Source organism: Shewanella donghaensis, from assembly GCF_007567505.1.
Lineage (GTDB): Bacteria > Pseudomonadota > Gammaproteobacteria > Enterobacterales > Shewanellaceae > Shewanella > Shewanella donghaensis.
In genome coordinates this window covers 4,705,202-4,728,455 of record NZ_CP041783.1, presented here as the reverse complement: position 1 = coordinate 4,728,455, position 23,254 = coordinate 4,705,202, and the positions used below count along the sequence as shown (strand labels likewise).

Genomic DNA, 23,254 nt, shown 5'->3' with positions numbered 1-23,254 from the left:
CGAAACCTCATGTACTCTGCTTGCTCAATTGGGTTTAAACAACGTTTAACAAGATTAACGATTGTTAATCTTTGTAAGTCCCATCAGGTTATACGGCATTAAAAAATCAGATAAAGGTTACACCTTAATGACAGCAGTATTTTCTAAATGACAGTAGAACAAATATCAAAAACGGTGACTAAAAAGTCAGTGACTGCGAACACCAGTACGTCAGTAGTCCGCCACCGTAATGCTACTACCACACCAGAAATGCGTCAGTTCATTCAAACGTCGGATTTCACGGTCAGTCAGTTAGCTAAAATTCTTAATATTTCCGAAGCAACTGTAAGGAAATGGCGTAAGCGCGACTCTATCAGTGACACACCTAATACGCCCCACCACTTAAAAACCACATTATCGCCAATGGAAGAATATGTTGTTGTTGGCCTGCGCTATCAACTCAAAATGCCGTTGGACAGATTGCTAAAAATAACCCAGCAATTTATTAATAAAGATGTTTCTCGCTCGGGACTTGCCCGCTGCTTAAAACGCTATGGCGTATCAAAGCTCGATGAATTTGAAAGTCCTTACGTACCAGAGCGCTATTTTAATCAGCTGCCTATTGTTCAAGGTACAGATGTAGCGACTTACACTTTAAATCCAGAAACATTAGCAAAAACCTTATCACTGCCTGAGGCCACGCAAGAAAATGTGGTGCAAGTGGTATCCCTTACCATTCCGCCTCAGCTCACCAAAGAACACAGCTACTCAATATTACTCGGGGTTGATTTTGCAACCGACTGGGTTTATTTAGATATCTATCAAGACAGCCATACACAAGCGACCAATCGCTATATCGCTTATGTGTTAAAGCACGGCCCGTTTCACTTAAGAAAGTTACTTGTAAAAAATTACCACACCTTTTTAGCTCGCTTCCCTGGCGCAAAAACCATGCACGCATCGGGAGCGGCACACTCTACAAATAATTCAGCTATGGATGAGCTGAACAATGGAGACTCAAAATGAGCCAAGAACCAACCCCACAAGAGTTAGTTGAAGATAAACGACTCAATAAACGTCTTAAAGATATGCCAATCGCTATTGTCGGCATGGCCAGTATCTTTGCTAATTCGCGTTACCTGAATAAGTTTTGGGACTTAATCAGTGAGAAAATCGATGCGATTACCGAAGTACCTGATACACATTGGCGTCCAGAAGATTATTTCGATGCAGATAAATCAACTCCAGATAAAAGCTACTGTAAACGCGGTGGCTTTATCCCAGAAGTTGACTTCAACCCTATGGAATTTGGCTTACCACCAAATATCCTTGAGCTTACTGATACGTCGCAACTACTTTCATTGGTTATCGCTAAAGAAGTGATGGCAGATGCAGGCATCACTGAAGACTACGATACTGACAAAATCGGTATTACGCTGGGTGTGGGTGGCGGTCAAAAAATCAACGCTAGCCTTACTGGTCGCTTACAATACCCTGTACTTAAAAAAGTATTCCAAAGCAGTGGTTTAAGCGATGCTGACACTGATATGTTGATCAAAAAATTCCAAGACCAATATATCCACTGGGAAGAAAATTCATTCCCAGGTTCTTTAGGTAATGTTATCGCAGGTCGTATTGCTAACCGTTTTGACTTAGGTGGAATGAACTGTGTTGTTGATGCAGCATGTGCAGGTTCACTTGCCGCGATGCGTATGGCACTAACAGAACTTGTTGAAGGCCGCAGTGAAATGATGATCACGGGTGGTGTGTGTACTGATAACTCACCATCTATGTATATGAGTTTCTCTAAAACGCCTGCGTTTACCACTAACGAAACCATTCAACCATTTGATATTGATTCAAAAGGTATGATGATCGGTGAAGGTATCGGCATGGTTGCGCTGAAGCGTCTTGAAGATGCTGAGCGTGATGGTGATAGAATCTATTCTGTTATTAAAGGTGTGGGCGCGTCATCAGATGGTAAATTCAAATCTATTTATGCACCTCGCCCAGAAGGCCAAGCAAAAGCATTAAAGCGTGCTTATGATGATGCTGGTTTTGAGCCTCACACTGTTGGCTTAATTGAAGCACATGGTACAGGTACTGCTGCAGGTGATGCTGCTGAATTTAAGGGCTTAAGCTCAGTATTCAGTGAAGGCTCTGACACTAAGCAGCACATTGCATTAGGTTCTGTTAAATCTCAAGTGGGTCACACAAAATCTACTGCAGGTACTGCGGGTGTGATTAAAGCTGCACTGGCATTGCACCATAAAGTGCTGCCACCCAGTATTAATATCTCTAAGCCTAATCCAAAACTGAACGTTGAAGACTCGCCGTTTTTCTTAAATACAGAAACCCGCCCTTGGATGCCTCGTACAGACGGTACACCGCGCCGCGCTGGTATTAGCTCATTTGGTTTTGGTGGAACTAACTTCCATATGGTGCTTGAAGAATACAGCGCTGAACATGCTCGTGATGCTAAATACCGTCAACGCCAAGTTGCCCAAAGTGTGTTAATTAGCGCAGACAGTAAAGCGGCACTTCAAACTGAAGTTAGCGCGTTAATCACAAGCATTGCTAAGCTGACTGATACTGACAACACCAGCATTGCTCAAGCTGAACTAACCCGTATTGCTAAGCAATATGCCGTTAGAACTTTAGATGCAAGTGCGCCACGTTTAGGCCTAGTTGCAGCTAATTTAGTTGAGCTAACGGCTCAATTACAATTAGCATTAAAACAGCTTGAAAGCCAAAACAGTGATGCTTGGCAATTGCCTTCAGGCACTAGCTACCGCTCAGCCGCTTTAATTAATACTGCAGCTAAAGGTAACAAGTCAGCTAAAGTTGCAGCCTTATTTGCAGGCCAAGGTTCTCAATACTTAAACATGGGTATTGAAGTCGCTTGTCATTTCCCTGAAATGCGTCAGCAGCTTAACAAGGCTGATAAAGTCTTCGCTAGCTTTAACAAAACGCCGCTTTCACAAGTATTATTCCCAATCCCTGCATTTGAAAAAGCAGATAAAGAGGCGCAAGCAGCGTTACTGACGAGCACTGACAACGCCCAAAGCGCGATTGGTGTCGTCAGCATGAGTCAATATCAGCTATTCACTCAATCTGGATTTGCTGCCGACATGTTTGCAGGTCACAGCTTTGGTGAGCTTTCTGCATTATGTGCAGCGGGTGTTATCTCTAATGATGACTACTACCAACTATCATTTGCACGCGGTGAATCAATGGCAGCATCTGCGGTTGATAAAGACGGTAATGCACTTGATAAAGGCACCATGTACGCCATTATCTTGCCAGCAAATGATGCTGACGCGGCCAATGCTGACAATATCGCAAAATTAGAAAGCTGTATCAGTGATTTTGATGGCGTAAAAGTGGCTAACTTCAACTCAGCGACTCAGCTTGTTATTGCGGGGCCTACTGAAAGTTGCGCAGCTGCGGCTAAAGCCATTAGCGCATTAGGCTTTAAAGCGATTGCGCTGCCAGTGTCTGGCGCCTTCCATACTCCGCTTGTGGGTCATGCACAAAAGCCCTTTGCTAAAGCGATTGATAAAGCCAAATTTAGTGCAAGTAAAGTGGCCTTGTTCTCAAATGCCACCGGTGAGCAACACCCAACAGATGCTAAATCAATTAAAGCGGCATTCAAGCAACATATGCTGCAATCAGTTCGCTTTACTGATCAGCTAAATAATATGTATGACGCGGGTGCACGTGTATTTGTTGAATTCGGTCCTAAGAACATTCTTCAAAAACTGGTACAAGCCACATTGGGAGATAAAGCTGAGTCAGTATCTGTTGTCAGCATAAACCCGAATCCTAAAGGTAATAGTGATACACAGCTTCGTATTGCAGCAATACAGTTAAGTGTATTGGGCGCACCGTTGACTGAGATTGATCCATACCAAGCTGACATTGCCGCTCCTGCTAAGCCAAAAGGCATGAATGTTAAATTGACTGCCTCTAACCATATTAGTGCCAGTACTCGCGCCAAAATGGAAAAATCATTAGCGACAGGTCAAGTAACATCAAAAGTGGTTGAAACCATCGTTGAGAAGATTGTTGAAAAACCCGTTGAGAAAATAGTAGAAAAGATTGTGGAAAAAGAAGTGATCAAAACAGAATATATTGAAGTTGCTGGAACTCAAGTCGTGCCAGCGCAAGCGGCAACGAATACCCAAGTTCAATCTCAAGCTCAGACATCGACGATGAACAGCCAACCCGTTCAGCAAGTTGCCAGTACTAGTAGCGTAGAAGCATTTTTCAATGCTCAGCAGCAAGCGGCAAACTTACATCAGCAATTCTTAGCCATTCCTCAGCAATATGGTGATACCTTTACTCACCTTATGGCAGAGCAAAGCAAAATGGCTGCTGCAGGACTCGCTATTCCTGAGAGCTTACAACGCTCAATGGAGCTATTCCACCAGCATCAAGCACAAACACTACAAAGCCATACATTGTTCTTAGAGCAGCAAGCACATTCTAGCCAGTCTGCACTTTCAATGTTAACAGGCTCTGCATTACCTGTTCAGAAGCAGGCTGTTCAACAGATAGTCGCAACTCAAGCGCCTACTCAAGTACAAGCTCCTGCAGTGACTCCGGCACCGGTAGCGCCTATTGCTCAAGCAGCTATTCCTCAAGCGCCAGTAACTCAAGTTCCTGTAATTCGAGCTGCTGTAGAAAGCAAAACGGTAACTGCTGCATTAGCGCCAGCAAGAACTGTTACTGCAGAACCTATCTCTGTACCGACGCCTGTTGCGCCTGTTGCCACGCTTCAAGCTGCTCCAGCAGGTTTGTCTGCTGAAAAAGTATTGCAAACCATGCTAGAAGTCGTTGCTGAAAAAACCGGTTACCCAACTGAAATGCTAGAACTTAGCATGGATATGGAAGCGGATTTAGGTATCGATTCAATCAAGCGCGTTGAGATTTTAGGTACAGTACAAGATGAGCTACCAGGTTTACCTGAGCTTAGCCCAGAAGATTTAGCTGAGTGTCGTACCCTTGGCGAAATCGTTGACTATATGAACTCTAAGCTACCAACAGCAGGAGCCGTTACAGCTTCAGCTGCGCCAGTTGCTTCTTCTGTAGCTACAGGTTTATCCGCTGAAACAGTATTGAATACCATGCTAGAAGTGGTTGCTGAAAAAACCGGTTACCCAACTGAAATGCTAGAACTTAGCATGGATATGGAAGCCGATTTAGGTATTGATTCAATCAAGCGTGTTGAGATTTTAGGTACAGTACAAGACGAGCTACCAGGCTTGCCTGAACTTAACCCAGAAGATTTAGCAGAGTGTCGTACCCTTGGCGAAATCGTTGACTACATGAACTCTAAGCTACCCGCTGAAGGCTCTAAACTGCCAGCCGCAGGCGCTATGAACTCTGCACCAGCAGTTTCTGCCGCACCAGTAGCTTCAGGTTTAAGTGCTGAAGAAGTTCAAAATACAATGATGAAGGTTGTTGCTGAAAAAACCGGTTACCCAACAGAAATGCTAGAACTTAGCATGGATATGGAAGCAGACTTAGGCATCGACTCAATCAAACGTGTTGAGATTTTAGGCACAGTACAAGATGAGCTACCAGGCTTACCTGAACTTAACCCTGAAGATTTAGCTGAATGTCGTACCCTTGGCGAAATCGTAGCTTATATGAACTCTAAGCTACCCGCTGAAGGCTCTAAACTGCCAGCTGCAGGCGCTATGAACTCTGCACCAGCAGTTTCTGCCGCACCAGTAGCTTCAGGTTTAAGTGCTGAAGAAGTTCAAAATACAATGATGAAGGTTGTTGCTGAAAAAACCGGTTACCCAACTGAAATGCTAGAACTTAGCATGGATATGGAAGCGGATTTAGGTATTGATTCGATCAAACGTGTTGAGATTTTAGGCACAGTACAAGATGAGCTACCAGGCTTACCTGAACTTAACCCAGAAGATCTAGCTGAGTGTCGTACCCTTGGCGAAATCGTTGATTATATGAACAGCAAGCTACCAGCGGTTAGTGCTGCGCCTACTGTTGTGTCAGCGCCTGCAGCTCAAGTTGCACCAGTAGCTTCAGGTTTAAGTGCTGAGCAAGTTCAAAGCACGATGATGTCAGTTGTTGCAGAGAAGACAGGTTACCCAACAGAAATGCTAGAACTTAGCATGGATATGGAAGCAGACTTAGGCATCGACTCTATAAAACGTGTTGAGATTTTAGGGACTGTTCAAGATGAGCTACCAGGCTTACCTGAGCTTAACCCAGAAGATTTAGCTGAGTGCCGTACCCTTGGTGAAATCGTTTCTTATATGAACTCTAAGTTACCAGTTGGTTCTGCTACTGCGTCAGCAACTGCAACTCAAGTGGCACCTGTCGCTTCAGGTCTAACAGCCGAACAAGTTCAAAGCACCATGATGTCAGTGGTTGCTGAAAAAACCGGTTACCCAACTGAAATGCTAGAACTTAGCATGGACATGGAAGCAGACCTTGGTATCGATTCAATCAAACGTGTAGAAATATTAGGTACAGTTCAAGATGAGCTACCAGGCTTGCCGGAGCTTAACCCAGAAGATTTAGCTGAGTGTCGTACTCTTGGTGAAATCGTCGACTATATGAACAGCAAGCTGTCAGCCGCAGGCGCTATGAACTCTGCTGCAGCTACAAACTCTGCCCCACAAGTAGCGACAACTTCATCTGATTTAGCAACAGACTTACCTCCACATCAGGAAGTCGCGCTAAAAAAGCTACCAGCGGCGGATAAGTTAGTTGATTGTTTTTCTAAAGAAGCGTGTATCGTCATCAATGATGATGGTCATAACGCAGGTGTTCTAGCAGAAAAACTCACCGCAACAGGCCTAACCGTCGCCGTTATTCGTAGTCCAGAATCAGTCACTAGCGCACAATCACCGCTAAGCAGTGATATCAAAAGTTACAACCTAACGGCTGTAAATGATGAAGCGATTAGTGATGTCATTGCCCAAATCAGTAAAGCGCATAAAGTTGCTGGTTTTGTTCACCTACAACCACAACTTGCCACTACGAACAATGTCATGCCGCTAAGTGATGCCGGTTTTGTTGCTGTTGAACAAGCTTTCTTAATGGCTAAACACCTACAGAAAAGCTTTACCGAATTAGCAAAAACTGAACGTGTAAGCTTTATGACAGTAAGTCGTATTGATGGTGGTTTTGGTTACTTAAACACGAATGAACTTGCCACTGCTGAGTTAAATCAAGCAGCGCTTTCAGGTCTAAGTAAAACCCTTAGCCATGAATGGCCAACGGTGTTTTGCCGTGCATTAGATATCGCCCCAAGCTTTGAAGCTGTGGACCTTGCTGATGCCGTTATTGCTGAGTTATTTGATGTTAATGCTGTCAATGAGATTGTTGAGGTAGGTATAAGCAGCGAAGGTCGTCATACATTAACAGCGACCACAACTGCGAAAACGCGCTATCAAACCACGACCCTTGATAGCAATGATACTGTGTTAGTCACAGGCGGTGCTAAGGGCGTCACATTTGAATGTGCTCTTACACTTGCTAAACAGACAAAGTCTCACTTTATCCTTGCAGGTCGTAGTCAACACCTTGCAACTGACCTGCCGACATGGGCTCAAGGCAAGCAAGCTAAAGAGTTAAAAGCAGCTGCAATTGGCTTTATTCAATCTCAAGGTAACAAGCCAACGCCAAAACAAATTGACGCGTTAGTATGGCCAATTACCAGTAGCTTAGAGATTGACCGCGCCTTAGCAGCATTCACTGAAGTGGGCGCAAGTGCTGAATATATCAGTATGGATGTCAGCTCAGATGATGCCATTAAGCAATCGCTTTCAGCTTTCAAATCAATTACCGGCATCATTCATGGCGCAGGTGTATTGGCTGATAAGCATATCCAAGACAAAACCTTAGCTGAATTAGGTCGTGTATACGGCACTAAAGTCACCGGCTTTGCAGGTATCATTAATGCCATTGATGCGAGTAAATTAAAGCTGGTTGCTATGTTCTCATCTGCTGCAGGTTTCTACGGCAACACGGGACAAAGTGACTATTCAATGTCAAATGAGATCCTCAATAAAACCGCATTACAACTTGCCAATAATTATCCGCAAGCCAAAGTAATGAGCTTTAACTGGGGCCCTTGGGATGGCGGAATGGTCAGCTCAGCATTAAAGAAGATGTTTGTTGAACGTGGCGTTTATGTTATTCCGTTAGATAAAGGCGCAAATTTATTTGCCCACAGCCTGTTATCTGAAACCGGTGTTCAAATGCTGATTGGTTCGAGCATGCAAGGTTCAGATTCTTCAGAACAAGCAACAGGTTCAGCTGTAAAAAAGCTTAATGCGGACTCTGCGCTAAATGCTGAGAGTTCGCTGACATTATCTTTTTTAAATACTGTATCTAACAGTGCAACTGCAGCAGATAAGCCTCGCAGCTTATCTATTGTAAGAGTACTTAATCCGGTTGCAATGCCCTTCATTGAAGATCATTGCATCGCGGGTAATCCAGTACTGCCAACAGTGTGCGCCATACAATGGATGCGTGAAACAGCGCAAAAACTGTGTGGTTTACCTGTAAGCACCAAAGATTATAAGTTACTTAAAGGCATTATTTTTGAGTCGGCCCAGCCACAAGAATTAACTCTACAGTTAACTGAAACCGCTGAAGGCTTAAAAGCATTAATTTCTAGCCGAGTACTTGACGGTAACAGTGATGCTAACGCGTTATTAAGACCGCAATACCAAGCGAACTTAATCGTCAACAGTGCATTGCTTAATGAAGTTGCCATTACAGCAACCGATAAAATAGCTCACTTGGCGTCAATCATTGATAACGTTAAAAATAATCAAGCCATTAGTACTGACAGTGAACTTTATTCAAACGGCAGCTTATTTCATGGCCCACGTTTACAAGGGATCAAGCAAGTATTGGTTGCTAATGATAGCCAGCTTATTTGCAAAGTGACCTTACCAAAAGTTGAACAAACTGATTGTTTAGGTTTTGAAGCGCAACTTGAATTCGGTGGTAGTCAGGCATTTGCAGAAGATCTACTGCTACAAGCAATGCTAGTGTGGGCGCGAATAAAGCATGACGCAGCAAGTTTGCCATCAACCATTGGTGAGCTAACCACTTACGCACCATTTACATCGAATGACCAAGGTTATTTAGTGCTTAATGTCGTAAAAAGTACCAGTCGCTCTTTGACTGCAAATATTGCGCTTTACCATGAAGATGGTCGCTTAAGTTGCACCATGACAGCAGCAAAAACAACCATTAGTAAAAGCTTGAATGAGGCTTTTTTAGCCCCAGCTAAAGCAATTGCTGATTTGCAGGAGTCGGTGTGAGCAATCAATCAACTTCTGCGATGTCAAAGTCTGAGCCAACAAACGTTGCATCAGTAAAAGGCATGCGCATCGCCTTAAAACTGATTGCCAATGATGCAGCATCATTGACGCAGGCTGCTAATGGGATTTATGGAACTAATGCTTGCTTGCATGCAAATAACAATGCATTTGCCGCTATCAAACCTTGTTCATTGGCTGAAACATTAGGCGCTACAGCTATCCCGCTTGAAATTGATGTGTCGTCATTAGATGGCACATCAAATACCGCCACAAACTCAAACATGAGTTTTCGCGACTATTTAGCCCAAGCTATTGAACGCATTGAGCATCAACAAACAGTATTGCTAAGCCATCCAGCTTTGCCATACCGCTTGTTAATGATGCCAGCAATTGTTGCAGCAAAACATCGGTGTCATCCCCATGCCTATTTAACCGGTATGGGTGAAGGTCACGAGTTATCTGATGCAGTGCAACAAGCACTAACTCAAGCTAAACGGTCTCATATTAGTCCAACTCAAATCGATGCGACTCATTGCACTAGCTATAAAGATAAGTTTTTTGAACTGATTCAGTTGATTGGCCACCTTGCGACTCGTAGCTTGCCAACTGAAAACAACAGTGAGAATAACAGTGGCAATAACAGTAAGGGTAAACAGTATTGGTTTAGTGAAATGCACCAAAGCCGTGTCGCCAGTTTCAATTTTATTGAAGCCGAAATGCAACACGCTGTTGTATTCGTTCAGGGAACTGAACTTGCGCAGGCAAGCTCATTACTGGATAACACCAGGTTGTTTTTCCCAATATCTGCCAGCACAGTCTCAGGAATACAGCAGCAACTGACGCAGTTACAAAGCCAGCTAAACGCTATTACTGCTGATATGACTAACCCAAGTGCCAGTGTTACAACTAGCCCAACTGCCAATACAAGTGCCGGTTCAGCAACCAATGTGAACCACAGCAAGCTGTTAGCACTGATGTTGAGCAATCTACACGCGTTTGATCACCAAGCAGGTAAAGCTGCGGTGATCATGGCCAATTCAATTGAAAGTGCATGCACCGAAATTGAAGCCATGTTAGCGACAATTAGCTCATCGACAATTAGCTCATCAACAAATAGCTCTACAACCTCAGAAAGTTCTTCATCGGAAGTTGAATACAAGACCCCATCAGGTAGTTGTTTGATGCTTACGGCCAATGTGCCGTTGGGTGCGAATGGTCTTTGTTTCGTCTACCCTGGTGTTGGCACAGTTTACCCACAGATGTTCAGTCAACTGCCGCGCTTCTTCCCTGACTTATATGCTCAGTTAGAGCGTGATGGTGATGTAAAAGCCATGCTTCAGGCGGATAGCATTTATGCTGATAACGCTAAAGTCACTGATATGAGTTTGGGTGAACTGGCAATTGCAGGTGTTGGTGCAAGTTATATCTTAACCAAAGTGCTGACCGAATATTTTAACGTTAAGCCTGACTTTGCCATGGGTTACTCCATGGGCGAAGCGTCTATGTGGGCAAGCCTTGGTATTTGGAAGCAACCCCACAGTATGATTGAGGCAACTCAAACCAGTTCTATTTTCACTACCGATATTTCAGGTCGTTTAGATTGTGTGCGCAAGGCATGGCAGTTGAACCAAGCTGACGATATTGTGTGGAATAGTTTTGTTGTTAGAGCAACCCCTGCCGATATTGAAGCGGTATTATCACAATATCCTCGTTGTTACCTCGCTATCATTCAAGGTGATACTTGCGTGCTGGCAGGATGTGAAGACAGCTGTAAAGCGCTGCTAAAACAAATCGGCAAACGCGGCATCGCAGCAAACCGCGTTACCGCAATGCATACTGCGCCAGCCATGCTAATTCATTGCGAAGTGGCTCAATTTTATCAACAAGCACTTCATGAAAGTCAGCAGCTTGAACAAACTGCACAGATAAAATTTATCAGCGCAGCAAGTTCACAACCGATTAATGTCAGCAGCCTTGATATTGCAACCTCAATCGCTGACACCTTTTGTCAGCCGCTTAACTTTACTGAGTTGGTTAACAACACACGTAAATTAGGGGCGAGACTTTTTGTTGAAATCGGTGCAGATCGTCAAACAACCACCTTGATTGATAAAATTGCTCGCACAAGTCCTACAGTTTCAGAGCCCTGCCAAGCCATTGCTGTCAATGCCAAAGGTGGAGATGATCAAACAGCGCTGCTTAAATGTATTGCCCAGCTTATCAGTCACAAAGCACCAGTTTCGTTTACCTGCCTTACACATGGGTTAGCGAATTTGTTGACTAGCACACTTAAGTTTGAAGCTAACAATCATCAAGCGGATGCTACTTTAGCCCCACAATTAGAAGGAGAACAATCTTGAGTTCTCAATCGAAAACAAACAATAACAGCGTACCCAAAATCGCCGTTGTCGGTTTAGCCACCCAATACCCTGACGCAGACACCCCAGTTAAATTTTGGCAAAACCTGCTGGATAAAAAAGATTCTCGTAGCACCATTAGCAGTCAAAAACTGAATGCTAATCCAGCCGATTATCAGGGTGTACAAGGTGAATCAGACCGCTTTTATTGCGACAAAGGTGGCTACATTCAAAACTTCAGCTTTAATGCTGAAGGTTACCGTATTCCTGCGCAGCAATTTAACGGCTTAGACGACAGCTTTTTATGGGCGACCGATACTGCCCGTAAAGCCCTGGTTGATGCGGGTGTTGATATTAATAACGCTGAGCACAATCTAACGCTTAATCGCACCGGTATTGTCATGGGAACCTTGTCGTTCCCAACAGCAAAATCAAATGAATTATTTGTACCGCTATATCACAGCGCAGTTGAAAAAGCCTTGCAGCATAAATTGCAGCAACCCAACTTCAATTTACAATCATTTGATAGTGAAGGTTTTAATCAACAACCAATCCCAGCGTCACTGTCAAATGGTGCCATTGCTCATAACGCGTCAAAACTGGTTGCTGATGCACTGGGTTTAGGCGCCGCGCAATTAAGCCTTGATGCAGCCTGTGCTAGTTCAGTTTACTCATTAAAACTTGCCTGTGATTACTTGCATACTGGTAAGGCTGACATGATGTTAGCTGGCGCGGTATCAGGTGCTGACCCATTCTTTATTAATATGGGTTTTTCAATATTCCACGCTTACCCAGACCATGGAATTTCAGCGCCTTTTGACAGTAATTCTAAAGGCCTGTTTGCTGGTGAAGGTGCTGGCGTATTAGTACTAAAACGTCTTGAAGATGCTGAACGTGATGGTGACCATATATACGCATTAGTTAGCGGTATTGGATTATCAAATGACGGTAAAGGCCAATTTGTACTCAGCCCAAATAGCGACGGCCAAGTAAAAGCCTTTGAACGTGCTTATGCCGATGCGGCGATGCATGATGAAAGCTTTGGCCCTGCCAATATTGAAGTGATTGAGTGCCATGCAACGGGAACACCACTAGGTGATAAAGTTGAACTGACCTCAATGGAACGCTTCTTTGAAGAAAAGCTTAACGGTACTAATACGCCGTTAATTGGCTCAGCTAAATCAAATCTAGGTCACTTATTAACGGCTGCAGGTATGCCTGGGATCATGAAAATGATTTTTGCCATGCGCCAAGGTGTACTACCTCCGAGTATCAATGTCAGCGCCCCAATCAACTCACCAAACAGTACTTTTGGTAACACTAACTTGCCAAGTGATGTATTGCCTTGGCCAGACAAAGCGGGAAATAATGCCCGTCATGCGGGAGTCTCAGTATTTGGCTTTGGTGGTTGTAACGCGCATTTGTTAATTGAGTCTTATCAAGGTAAAACTCAAGCCGATAATTCGACAACTAATGCTTCTACAGCTCAATCTTCTGCAACTCATGCATCTACAATCAACGCCCAAGAGCCGATGCATATTACCGGTATGGCGGCTCACTTTGGGCCATTATCAAGCATTAATGCCTTTGCTAAAGCGATTGACGCTAAACAATCGGCATTTACAGCCCTGCCAGAAAAACGTTGGAAAGGCTTAGATAAACACCCAGAATTATTATCACAGTTTGGTATCAATCTTGAAGGTGAAGCTGCCCCCAAAGGTGCATATATCAATCAGTTTGATTTTGACTTCTTGCGCTTCAAAGTGCCGCCAAATGAAGATGACCGCTTAATCTCGCAACAATTGCTATTAATGAAAGTCGCAGATGAAGCAATTCATGATGCAAAGCTTGAACCTGGTAGTAAGGTTGCTGTACTTGTAGCAATGGAAACGGAGCTTGAATTACATCAATTCCGTGGCCGCGTTAACTTGCACACACAAATAGCGGCAAGTCTAAAAGCCCATGGCGTCAGCTTGTCAGAGTCTGAATACCAAGCACTTGAAACCATTGCGATGGATAGCGTGTTAGATGCGGCGAAATTGAATCAATATACCAGTTTCATTGGTAATATTATGGCATCGCGCATCTCATCACTATGGGACTTTAATGGCCCTGCTTTCACTATTTCTGCAGGTGAGCAGTCAGTTAACCGCTGTATTGATGTGGCGCAAAATCTACTGGCTATGGAGTCTCGCCAAGAGCCTTTGGATGCGGTGATTATTGCTGCGGTAGACTTATCAGGTAGCATTGAGAATATCGTCCTTAAAACAGCCTCGCTTTCTCAAGCGGGTGCCAGTGCTCACTTAAGTTCAAGTGCTCAGCCAAGTCAGTCGTTATCAATTGGTGAAGGTGCTGGTGCTATCGTATTGCAGGCCACTAAAGCAAACGCTTCCAATGTGGACTTGATTCATCAAGCCCTAGGCGCGCTTTCTGATCAAGATATGACTGATGAAGGTACAAGTGAATCTAGCTTTGCTGGCAGTTACGGCACCATTGAAAGCCTAGAGTTTGGTTACAGCGAACAAGTAGGCTCAATCGCTGATACCTTGCTGACTCAAACTGGATTAAGTAGTACGGATATTCAATTAGTTGAATTAAACCAAGCGCCTGCTTGTTTAAACTCTTCAAGCATAAAGGCTTCGCAAGCCTTATCGCAGTTGTTTAACCAGTCCCGAAGCACTACTGCTCAGTCTTGTATTGGCCATACCTTTGCTGCATCGGGAATAGCCAGTTTATTACATGGCTTGTTCGCTCTGCCTAAGCAAGCAGCTCTTAATAACTCAGCTCTGCCTCATAACGCAGCAGCGCCTCAACATGCCATCGTAGCCACATTAAGTGAAAACCAATGTTCACAGCTCTTACTAAGTCAATCATCAGAGCAACAACTTGCGAGTCAGCAACGTTTAGATATTGATATTCAGCAGCAAACAGCCAAGAAGCTCAGCTTAGTTAAGCAAGTTAGCCTTGGTGGCCGCGATATTTACCAACATATTGTCGATGCGCCACTCGCTGAGATTAATAGCATCCGAGCTAAAACAGCCCAAATAAAACCCGTAGCGTCTACTGCTGTCACAGCAATGGCGAGCCGAGGACATTTTGAAGCACCTCAAATGAGTGAGCGTCAAAATACTTCAACGACTAAACAAGCGATGGTGAATTCACCATCAACAATAATAGAGTCCCCTATGCCGTTTTCAGATCGTTCTACCCAGTTCAGTCCTGCTAAACAGGAATCTGCATCTTCAGTGCAAACACCTTCGCTTGCACAAGCTCAGACTCAAGCACAAGTTCCACCAGCACATTTAACTGCTTTTGAACAAAACCAGTGGTTAGCACATCAAGCTCAACTGGCATTCTTAAAAAGCCGTAATGAAGGCTTGAAAGTAGCTGATGCACTGATGAAGCAACAACTTGCTCAGGCCAATGGGCAGTCGTACGCCTTACCAGTACAAAGCGCCCCGACTCAAGCAGTAAACGTGCTAGCTCAGCCAGTTGCAGTAGCGCCTACACTTCGTCCAAATCACGCCAGTGTGCCACCGTATATCGCGCCTATCCCTGCGGATAAGCCATGTATCTGGAATTATGCCGACTTAGTTGAATACGCTGAAGGCGACATCGCCAAAGTATTTGGCCCTGATTACGCTGTTATTGATAACTACTCACGTCGTGTACGTCTTCCAACCACTGATTATTTATTGGTATCTCGTGTCACTAAATTAGCTGCCACCATGAACCAATACCAACCTTGTTCAATGACCACTGAATATGACATCCCAGTTGATGCGCCATATTTAGTTGATGGCCAAATACCTTGGGCTGTCGCGGTTGAATCAGGTCAATGTGACTTAATGTTGATCAGTTATTTGGGCATTGATTTTGAAAACAAAGGTGAGCGCGTTTATCGTTTACTTGATTGTACGCTGACCTTTTTAGAAGACTTACCTCGCGGTGGCGACACACTTCGTTATGACATTAAGATTAATAATTTTGCCCGTAATGGCGAGACATTATTATTCTTCTTCTCTTACGAGTGTTTTGTTGGCGATAAGATGATCCTGAAAATGGACGGTGGTTGTGCAGGATTCTTTACTGACCAAGAACTTGATGATGGTAAAGGCGTAATTCGCACCGAAGATGAAATTAAACTGCGTGAAGATGCGTTTAACAATCCGAATAAGCCACGTTTTGAGCCATTATTGCATTGCGCTCAAACCCAGTTTGATTATGGTCAAATCCATAACTTACTGCACGCCGATATCGGCGGTTGTTTTGCAGGTGAGCATCAAAACCATCAACTGGCTTCAGGTAAGCAAGATTCACTATGCTTCGCCTCTGAAAAATTCTTAATGATTGAGCAAGTTGGCAATCTGGATGTGCATGGCGGAGCATGGGGCTTAGGCTTCATTGAAGGTCATAAAACACTGGCACCTGATCACTGGTATTTCCCTTGTCACTTCCAAGGCGACCAAGTCATGGCTGGCTCACTAATGGCTGAAGGTTGTGGTCAATTACTGCAGTTCTTCATGCTGCATATTGGTATGCACACCTTAGTTGAAAATGGTCGTTTCCAACCACTTGAAAATGCGTCTCAAAAAGTGCGTTGTCGTGGTCAAGTTCTGCCACAACACGGTGAACTGACTTACCGCATGGAAGTGACTGAGATTGGTATTCACCCTCGCCCATATGCCAAAGCCAACATTGATATTTTGCTTAACGGTAAAGCGGTGGTTGATTTCCAAAATCTTGGGGTGATGCTTAAAGAAGAGAGCGAGTGCGCGCGTTATATTAACGATACTGTTGTTAACGACACAGCGACTGTTTCGAGTACTGAGACGAGTAAAGCTAGCGGCCAAGCATCAAAAAATGCGCCGTTAATGTCACAAATACCTGACCTATCAGCACCAACCAATAAAGGCGTTATTCCACTACAACATGTTGAAGCGCCGCTTATACCAGATTACCCAAATCGTACTCCTGATACGCTACCATTTACGGCGTACCACATGTTCGAATTTGCAACCGGCAACATTGAAAACTGTTTCGGCCCAGACTTCAGTATTTACCGTGGCTTTATCCCACCGCGTACTCCCTGTGGTGATTTACAGCTAACAACCCGTATTGTTGAAATTGAAGGCAAACGTGGCGAACTTAAAAAGCCGTCATCGTGTATCGCTGAATACGAAGTCCCAACAGATGCTTGGTACTTTACTAAAAACAGCCACGCCTCAGTGATGCCTTATTCGGTATTAATGGAAATTTCTCTGCAGCCTAACGGCTTTATCTCGGGCTACATGGGCACCACATTAGGTTTCCCTGGTGAAGAATTATTCTTCCGTAACTTAGATGGTAGCGGAGAGCTATTACGTGATGTCGATTTGCGCGGTAAAACTATCGTCAATGACTCACGCTTACTGTCCACTGTAATTGCAGGTAGCAATATTATTCAAAGTTTTACCTTTGAATTAAGTGTTGATAACGAGCCGTTTTATAAAGGCAGCGCGGTATTTGGTTACTTTAAAGGCGACGCCCTTAAAAACCAACTAGGTATTGATAACGGCCGTATTACCCATCCTTGGCATATTGATAATAATGTCGCCGCTGATATTACTGTCGATTTACTCGATAAGCAGTCTCGGGTATTCCACGCGCCAGCAAATCAGCCACATTATTGCCTTGCAGGCGGTCAGCTTAACTTTATCGACAAAGCTGAAATCGTTGATAAAGGCGGTAAAAATGGTCTAGGTTACCTATCTGGTTCACGTACCATTGACCCAAGCGATTGGTTCTTCCAGTTCCATTTCCATCAAGATCCAGTAATGCCAGGTTCATTAGGCGTTGAAGCTGTTATCGAGTTAATGCAAACTTACGCCATTAGCAAAGACTTAGGCAAAGGCTTTACCAACCCTAAGTTTGGCCAAATTTTGTCAGACATTAAATGGAAGTACCGCGGTCAAATAAACCCGCTGAACAAACAAATGTCATTAGACGTACACATTAGCGCCGTGAAAGATGAAAACGGCAAGCGCATCATCGTAGGTGACGCGAACTTAAGTAAAGATGGCTTAAGAATTTACGAAGTAAAAGATATCGCTATCTGTATCGAAGAGGCATAAGGAATAATAATGACAATTAGCACTCAAAACGAAAAGCTATCGCCATGGCCTTGGCAAGTTGCGCCAAGCGACGCCAGCTTTGACACTGCCGCTATCGGTAATAAATTAAAAGAACTTTCTCAAGCCTGTTACTTGGTGAGCCATGCAGAAAAAGGCTTAGGGGTTTCTCAACATGCTCAAGTCGTCACTGAAAGCATTAGCAGCGGCCAAGACTTACCCGTGAGTGCATTTGCACCCGCACTTGGCACCCAGAGCTTAGGTGATAGTAACTTCCGCCGTGTACACGGTGTTAAATACGCTTACTACGCTGGCGCAATGGCTAATGGTATTTCATCTGAAGAATTAGTTATCGCACTGGGCAAAGCGGGCATCTTATGTTCGTTTGGCGCTGCGGGCTTAATTCCTTCACGGGTAGAGCAAGCCATTAACCGTATTCAAGCGGCGCTGCCAAACGGCCCATACATGTTTAACTTAATTCACAGCCCAAGCGAGCCAGCACTGGAACGTGGTAGCGTTGAGTTATTCTTAAAGCATAAAGTGCGCACCGTTGAAGCATCTGCTTTCCTAGGCTTAACACCGCAAATTGTCTACTACCGCGCAGCAGGTTTAAGCCGTGATGCTAGCGGCAATGTGGTTGTCGCTAACAAAGTTATCGCCAAAGTGAGCCGCACCGAAGTCGCGATTAAATTCATGCAACCTGCACCAGTTAAAATACTGCAAAAATTGGTTGATGAAGGCTTAATCACTGCAGAGCAAATGGAGCTAGCTCAGCTTGTTCCTATGGCTGATGATATTACTGCTGAAGCTGACTCTGGCGGTCATACCGATAACCGACCTTTAGTGACTTTACTGCCGACTATCTTGGCTTTAAAAGACAAAGTACAAGCTGAATATAACTACAACCCACCTATTCGTGTCGGTTGTGGTGGCGGTGTGGGTACACCTGATGCCGCACTAGCAACATTTAATATGGGCGCAGCTTATATTGTTACTGGCTCTATCAACCAAGCCTGTGTTGAAGCAGGCGCCAGTGAACATACTCGTAAACTGCTTGCCACCACAGAAATGGCTGACGTGACCATGGCACCTGCTGCTGACATGTTCGAAATGGGCGTGAAACTGCAAGTGGTTAAACGCGGCACCCTATTCCCAATGCGTGCCAATAAGCTTTATGAGATTTATACGCGTTATGAATCAATCGAAGCGATTCCAGCTGAAGAACGTGAAAAGCTTGAAAAACAAGTGTTCCGTTCAAGCCTTGATGAAATCTGGGCGGGGACAGTGGCGCATTTTAACGAGCGCGACCCTAAGCAAATCGAACGTGCACAAGGTAACCCTAAGCGTAAAATGGCACTTATTTTCCGTTGGTATCTTGGCCTTTCAAGTCGCTGGTCAAACTCTGGCGAAGTTGGCCGTGAAATGGATTACCAAATTTGGGCAGGTCCTGCACTTGGCGCGTTCAATGAATGGGCAAAAGGCAGCTATTTAGATGATTATACCCAGCGAAATGCGGTAGACTTAGCAAAACACTTGATGCACGGCGCAGCTTATCAAGCACGTATTAATCTACTGACCGCCCAAGGCGTAGCAATACCAGTAGCATTACAACGTTGGAGCCCACTTGATCAGGTCAAGTGATTAAGTGCTGTAATCAAGCTAAGACAATTTTCATATAGGTAGCGGTAATGAGCGAAACACAAAAACTGGATTTTTCAGCGGTAAATGGCACCACACAAGAGTCATTTAACCAACAAAAGAACTTGATAAAGCGCATGCTGAAAGGCAACAGCGCAGAATGCAGTGAATGTAAAAAACCGCTCACGCTACAATTGCCGCCTAATACTAAAAAGGCGAAGCCAACAGACAAAGCGCCAGGAATATATTGTGCCAAAGGTTGTACTGATATAGAACTGGATATGGAAGCTGTGGCATTGCTGAAATAATGAGTTGAAATACTTTGTTGAAATAACCTGTTGGCTATTTCAGGTTAGTTTTAAGAAGGCATCGAAAGATGCCTTTTTTATTACTTGAAATTCATGGCTTCATATTTTTTGGGTTAAAGCTTTCCAAACTTCGTTTGGATTTAGATCGCAGGATGCCATCCTGCACTGGCCAAAAGGGGCTCAACAGCAATCCCCTCTTACTTTTGATTTAAACATCATTTTGACTTTGATTGAATACATCACCGCGATAGAGGGAAGCTAACATTGTCGTCAGGACACAAAACAAGAGATCAAACAAAAAAACCAGCAAATAATGCTGGCTTTGGTATTAAATACAAAACATGAAAACAGGTTTTATGCTTTAGCAAACTTATAGGTGCGGTAACCGCCGATAAGGTTACGGGCTTTAAAACCGTTATTCACCAGCTGGCGATAAGCGACGTTGCCACGGAGTCCTACTTGACAATAAATGACGATTTCTTTGTCTTTTGGCAGCTCGTTCATGCGTTGACGTAATTGATCTACTGGGATATTAATCGCGCCAGCGATACAACCACCCGCTTCGAGCTCACCAGGGTTACGTACATCTAGCAACAATTGATCTGCCGATAGGTTATCCATCTCATCAAAATGTATCGCGCAGGTATCCCCTTTGATAAGGTTGTTGGCCACAAATGCCGCTTGGTTGATGACATCTTTAGCGCTGCCATAAGGCGGAGCATAGGTCAGTTCAAGGTCTTGTAGCTGTTCAACGGTCATTCCCGCACGTTGGGCAACCGCCATGACATCAATACGTTTATCGACGCCATCTTTGCCCACGGCTTGAGCGCCAAAAATCTTGCCCGTTTTAGGGTCAAATAACATTTTAAACGAAACAATTTCTGCGCCTGGGTAGTAGCTTGCATGGCTTGCGGTATGCACATACACTTTTTGGTATTCAACGCCATCACGCTTTAATTGCTTTTCATTTTGGCCTGTTGAAGCAACGGCAAGGTCAAAAATCTTACAAATTGCAGTGCCCTGTGTACCCTTATAGGTTTCATTACGGCCAAGCATATTATCTGCTGCCATTCGCCCTTGACGGTTAGCTGGCCCAGCTAGCGGCACTAAGGTTTGTTTACCCGTCACAAAGTCTTTGTCTTCTACTGCATCACCAACGGCATAAATATCTGGATCACTGGTTTGCATGTTTTCATTGGTATAAATACCGCCTAAATCGCCAATTTTTAAACCCGCTTCTTTAGCAAGTTTGGTTTCAGGTCGAACACCAATGGCCATAATAAGAATATCAGTATCTAGGGACTCACCATTATTGAGTGTAAGGCTTAACTTACCTTGCTTGTGTTGGTGGGCTTCATTTTCGCCAGACTCGATACTTAAGATATTATCGCAAGGAGTAAACTCAACAGCTTCTAGTGCTACCCCCAGTTTTAAATTAACACCTTGTTGGCGAATTTCTGCGTGGGCAAATCCTGCCATTTCACGATCAACAGGAGTCATCACCTGCTCGGCCATTTCAATTACAGTGGTTTTTATCCCTAGTTGATGAAATGCTTCCATCATTTCTAAACCAATAAAACCACCACCAACCACTGTTGCGTGCTCGGGTTTGTTGGTTTTGATGGTATTCAGAATGCGATCCATATCTGGGATATTACGTAACGAGTGCGTCAATGGATTATTAATGCCAGGAATAGGCGGAACAATGGGGCCAGCACCAGGGCTAAGTAATAACTTGTCATAAGTTTCAGTGTATTCGCTGCCACTGATTAAATTCTTTACCTTCACCGACTTAGTGACGCTATTGATTGCAGTCACTTCATTCATTACGCGAACATCAACGTTAAAGCGTGCCAAGAAACTTTCAGGCGTTTGCAGCAATAGCTTGCTTCTATCTTTTATGTCACCACCAATATGATAAGGCAAACCACAATTGGCGAACGATACGAACTCGCCACGTTCAAACATGATGATCTCAGCATTTTCACTGAGACGACGAGCACGTGCTGCAGCTGAGCCGCCACCTGCTACGCCACCGATAATTAAAATTTTTGACATGACTATCTCCTATTGCAACCGCTTGCTGAACTGAATCCCTGTGATGGCAACTTGCTGTTATTTTTCATCGGTGTCATCTGCCATACACACTTTATTCATTGTTCTTGTTTACCGAATAATTGAATTACATTCTCCATTAGTTTTTTCTAATGCGCAACTAGTTAAATAAAATTTAATCATATTAGATTTTTTTAATATGCTGATTCTTGTATACTGCAAAAAACCACAATTTAACAATAGTTTGCAGCAACATTATGCTACAAAAAAGTATGACTTGTTAATAAATGCAGACGCTAAATGTTACGGTTATTGAATTATTTTGGAGTGTTAAATGACAGAGTTCACCCCTTGGAGTGCCTTGATTGGCGGTATGCTTTTAGGCCTTTCGGTTACCATGCTGATGCTATTGAGTGGCAAAACAGCTGGAGTAAGTGGCGTTTTAGCCGGCATTTTTGGGGCCAATAACAAAGATAGAGCTTGGCGAGTCGCTTTTGTCATCGCGATGGCAGCAAGCTTGTTATTCGATCCTTTAATGGGTCTTGAAAGCGCAGCTTTACCTGATTACTCATTAACTTGGTTATTAGTTGGTGGGTTAGCGGTGGGTATTGGTACCCAACTAGCAAATGGTTGCACCAGCGGTCATGGGATCTGCGGTATTGGCCGTTTATCGATGCGATCTATTATTGCTACTGCGGTGTTTATGTTGAGTGCAGCGTTAATGGTATGGTTGTCTGGAGGTGTGTATGTTTAAGATATTAGTTGGTTTAATCACTGGGCTGCTATTTGGCCTAGGCATGAATATCTCAGGAATGGTAAACCCGTACAAAGTCCTTAATTTTTTGGATGTCACGGGTAATTGGGATGGCAGTTTAGCTTTGGTTATTGGTGGCGCACTATTGGTATTTTTACCTAGTTACCATTTGTTTATCAAACCTCGCACTCATGCGATTAATGGTGATGAAATACCAGTACCTCAACAGGCGTTAACGCCTAAATTAATTATAGGCTCAATAATTTTTGGTATTGGTTGGGGAATGGTGGGAATTTGTCCAGGTCCCGCAGTCGCAAGCTTATTACGTGGTGAATCGGCGATTTACTGGTTTATGGCCAGTATGCTGCTTGGTCACTATGCAAGCAGAAAAATCCTCTGGCCGGTTAAAGATTAGTACTCTCTGATTTATAAATAGAATAGACGTTTATGATTCAATTTTTCACTCCAAATAACTATGCCGCCAAATAACTATGCCAGTGATGATATCACTGGCATATTTTTAAGTACCTTCCTCAAACATTGGGCTGTTTTTCATATAAACCATAACCACTAACCCCAATAACATAAACGCAGCTAAGTATTTACCCGACGCTCATACTCCAAGCTTAAGCAAATTCAGCTCGCCTTACTTTTACAAGCTCAATCAAATAACGTGAGCCATATACCTGCGTAAAAAAAATAGCCTTAGTAAGGCTATTTTTGACTGAATCAC

The 23,254-nt window shown here is 43.8% G+C and carries 9 protein-coding genes; 8 read left to right on the top strand and 1 reads right to left on the bottom strand.

The window, feature by feature from the left end; all coding sequences use genetic code 11:
• The first annotated feature begins 147 nt into the window (after window positions 1–147).
• The 6 genes from FPK91_RS20100 to FPK91_RS20075 are packed head-to-tail and all read left to right on the top strand — an operon-like array spanning window position 148 to window position 19,712.
• Window positions 148–1,005, top strand: coding sequence for a transcriptional regulator (locus FPK91_RS20100; protein WP_227006636.1), 858 nt, complete (start codon window positions 148–150; stop codon window positions 1,003–1,005).
• On the top strand, window positions 1,002–9,299 hold the full coding sequence (locus tag FPK91_RS20095; protein WP_144213763.1) for a type I polyketide synthase: 8,298 nt from the start codon (window positions 1,002–1,004) through the stop codon (window positions 9,297–9,299). The genes FPK91_RS20100 and FPK91_RS20095 overlap by 4 nt, the downstream gene beginning before the upstream one ends.
• A complete protein-coding gene (locus FPK91_RS20090; RefSeq protein WP_144213761.1) occupies window positions 9,296–11,659 on the top strand; it encodes a PfaB family protein in 2,364 nt (787 codons plus the stop codon). The genes FPK91_RS20095 and FPK91_RS20090 overlap by 4 nt, the downstream gene beginning before the upstream one ends.
• The gene (locus FPK91_RS20085) at window positions 11,656–17,769 is read left to right on the top strand and encodes a hotdog fold thioesterase (RefSeq protein WP_319593226.1); all 6,114 of its coding nucleotides are present in this window, start codon (window positions 11,656–11,658) and stop codon (window positions 17,767–17,769) included. Before FPK91_RS20090 ends, FPK91_RS20085 begins: the two co-directional genes overlap by 4 nt.
• 9 nt (window positions 17,770–17,778) lie before the next feature.
• Window positions 17,779–19,407 (top strand): eicosapentaenoate synthase subunit PfaD, encoded by a 1,629-nt coding sequence (pfaD, locus tag FPK91_RS20080; RefSeq protein WP_144213757.1) that lies wholly within the window; start codon window positions 17,779–17,781, stop codon window positions 19,405–19,407.
• A gap of 47 nt (window positions 19,408–19,454) precedes the next feature.
• Window positions 19,455–19,712, top strand: a complete 258-nt coding sequence (locus tag FPK91_RS20075) for a hypothetical protein (protein ID WP_076537243.1) — start codon at window positions 19,455–19,457, stop codon at window positions 19,710–19,712.
• Between the two features lie 354 nt (window positions 19,713–20,066).
• Here the strand turns inward: FPK91_RS20075 and FPK91_RS20070 are convergent, their stop codons facing one another.
• On the bottom strand, window positions 20,067–21,770 hold the full coding sequence (locus FPK91_RS20070; protein WP_144213755.1) for an FAD-dependent oxidoreductase: 1,704 nt from the start codon (window positions 21,768–21,770) through the stop codon (window positions 20,067–20,069).
• Window positions 21,771–22,101: 331 nt separating this feature from the next.
• Between FPK91_RS20070 and FPK91_RS20065 the strand changes: the two genes are divergently transcribed.
• Together FPK91_RS20065 and FPK91_RS20060 are read left to right on the top strand one after the other, a co-directional pair.
• Window positions 22,102–22,521: a YeeE/YedE family protein gene (locus FPK91_RS20065; protein ID WP_144213753.1), complete on the top strand. Its 420-nt coding sequence runs from the start codon at window positions 22,102–22,104 to the stop codon at window positions 22,519–22,521.
• The gene (locus FPK91_RS20060) at window positions 22,514–22,936 is read left to right on the top strand and encodes a DUF6691 family protein (RefSeq protein WP_227006635.1); all 423 of its coding nucleotides are present in this window, start codon (window positions 22,514–22,516) and stop codon (window positions 22,934–22,936) included. Before FPK91_RS20065 ends, FPK91_RS20060 begins: the two co-directional genes overlap by 8 nt.
• Window positions 22,937–23,254: the final 318 nt, after the last annotated feature.

Coding starts and splice junctions, on each gene's coding strand:
- FPK91_RS20100 (WP_227006636.1), top strand. CDS start 148: ATGACAGTAGAACAAATATCAAAAACGGTGACTAAAAAGTCAGTGACT.
- FPK91_RS20095 (WP_144213763.1), top strand. CDS start 1,002: ATGAGCCAAGAACCAACCCCACAAGAGTTAGTTGAAGATAAACGACTC.
- pfaD (WP_144213757.1), top strand. CDS start 17,779: ATGACAATTAGCACTCAAAACGAAAAGCTATCGCCATGGCCTTGGCAA.
- FPK91_RS20075 (WP_076537243.1), top strand. CDS start 19,455: ATGAGCGAAACACAAAAACTGGATTTTTCAGCGGTAAATGGCACCACA.
- FPK91_RS20070 (WP_144213755.1), bottom strand. CDS start 21,770: ATGTCAAAAATTTTAATTATCGGTGGCGTAGCAGGTGGCGGCTCAGCT.
- FPK91_RS20065 (WP_144213753.1), top strand. CDS start 22,102: ATGACAGAGTTCACCCCTTGGAGTGCCTTGATTGGCGGTATGCTTTTA.
- FPK91_RS20060 (WP_227006635.1), top strand. CDS start 22,514: ATGTTTAAGATATTAGTTGGTTTAATCACTGGGCTGCTATTTGGCCTA.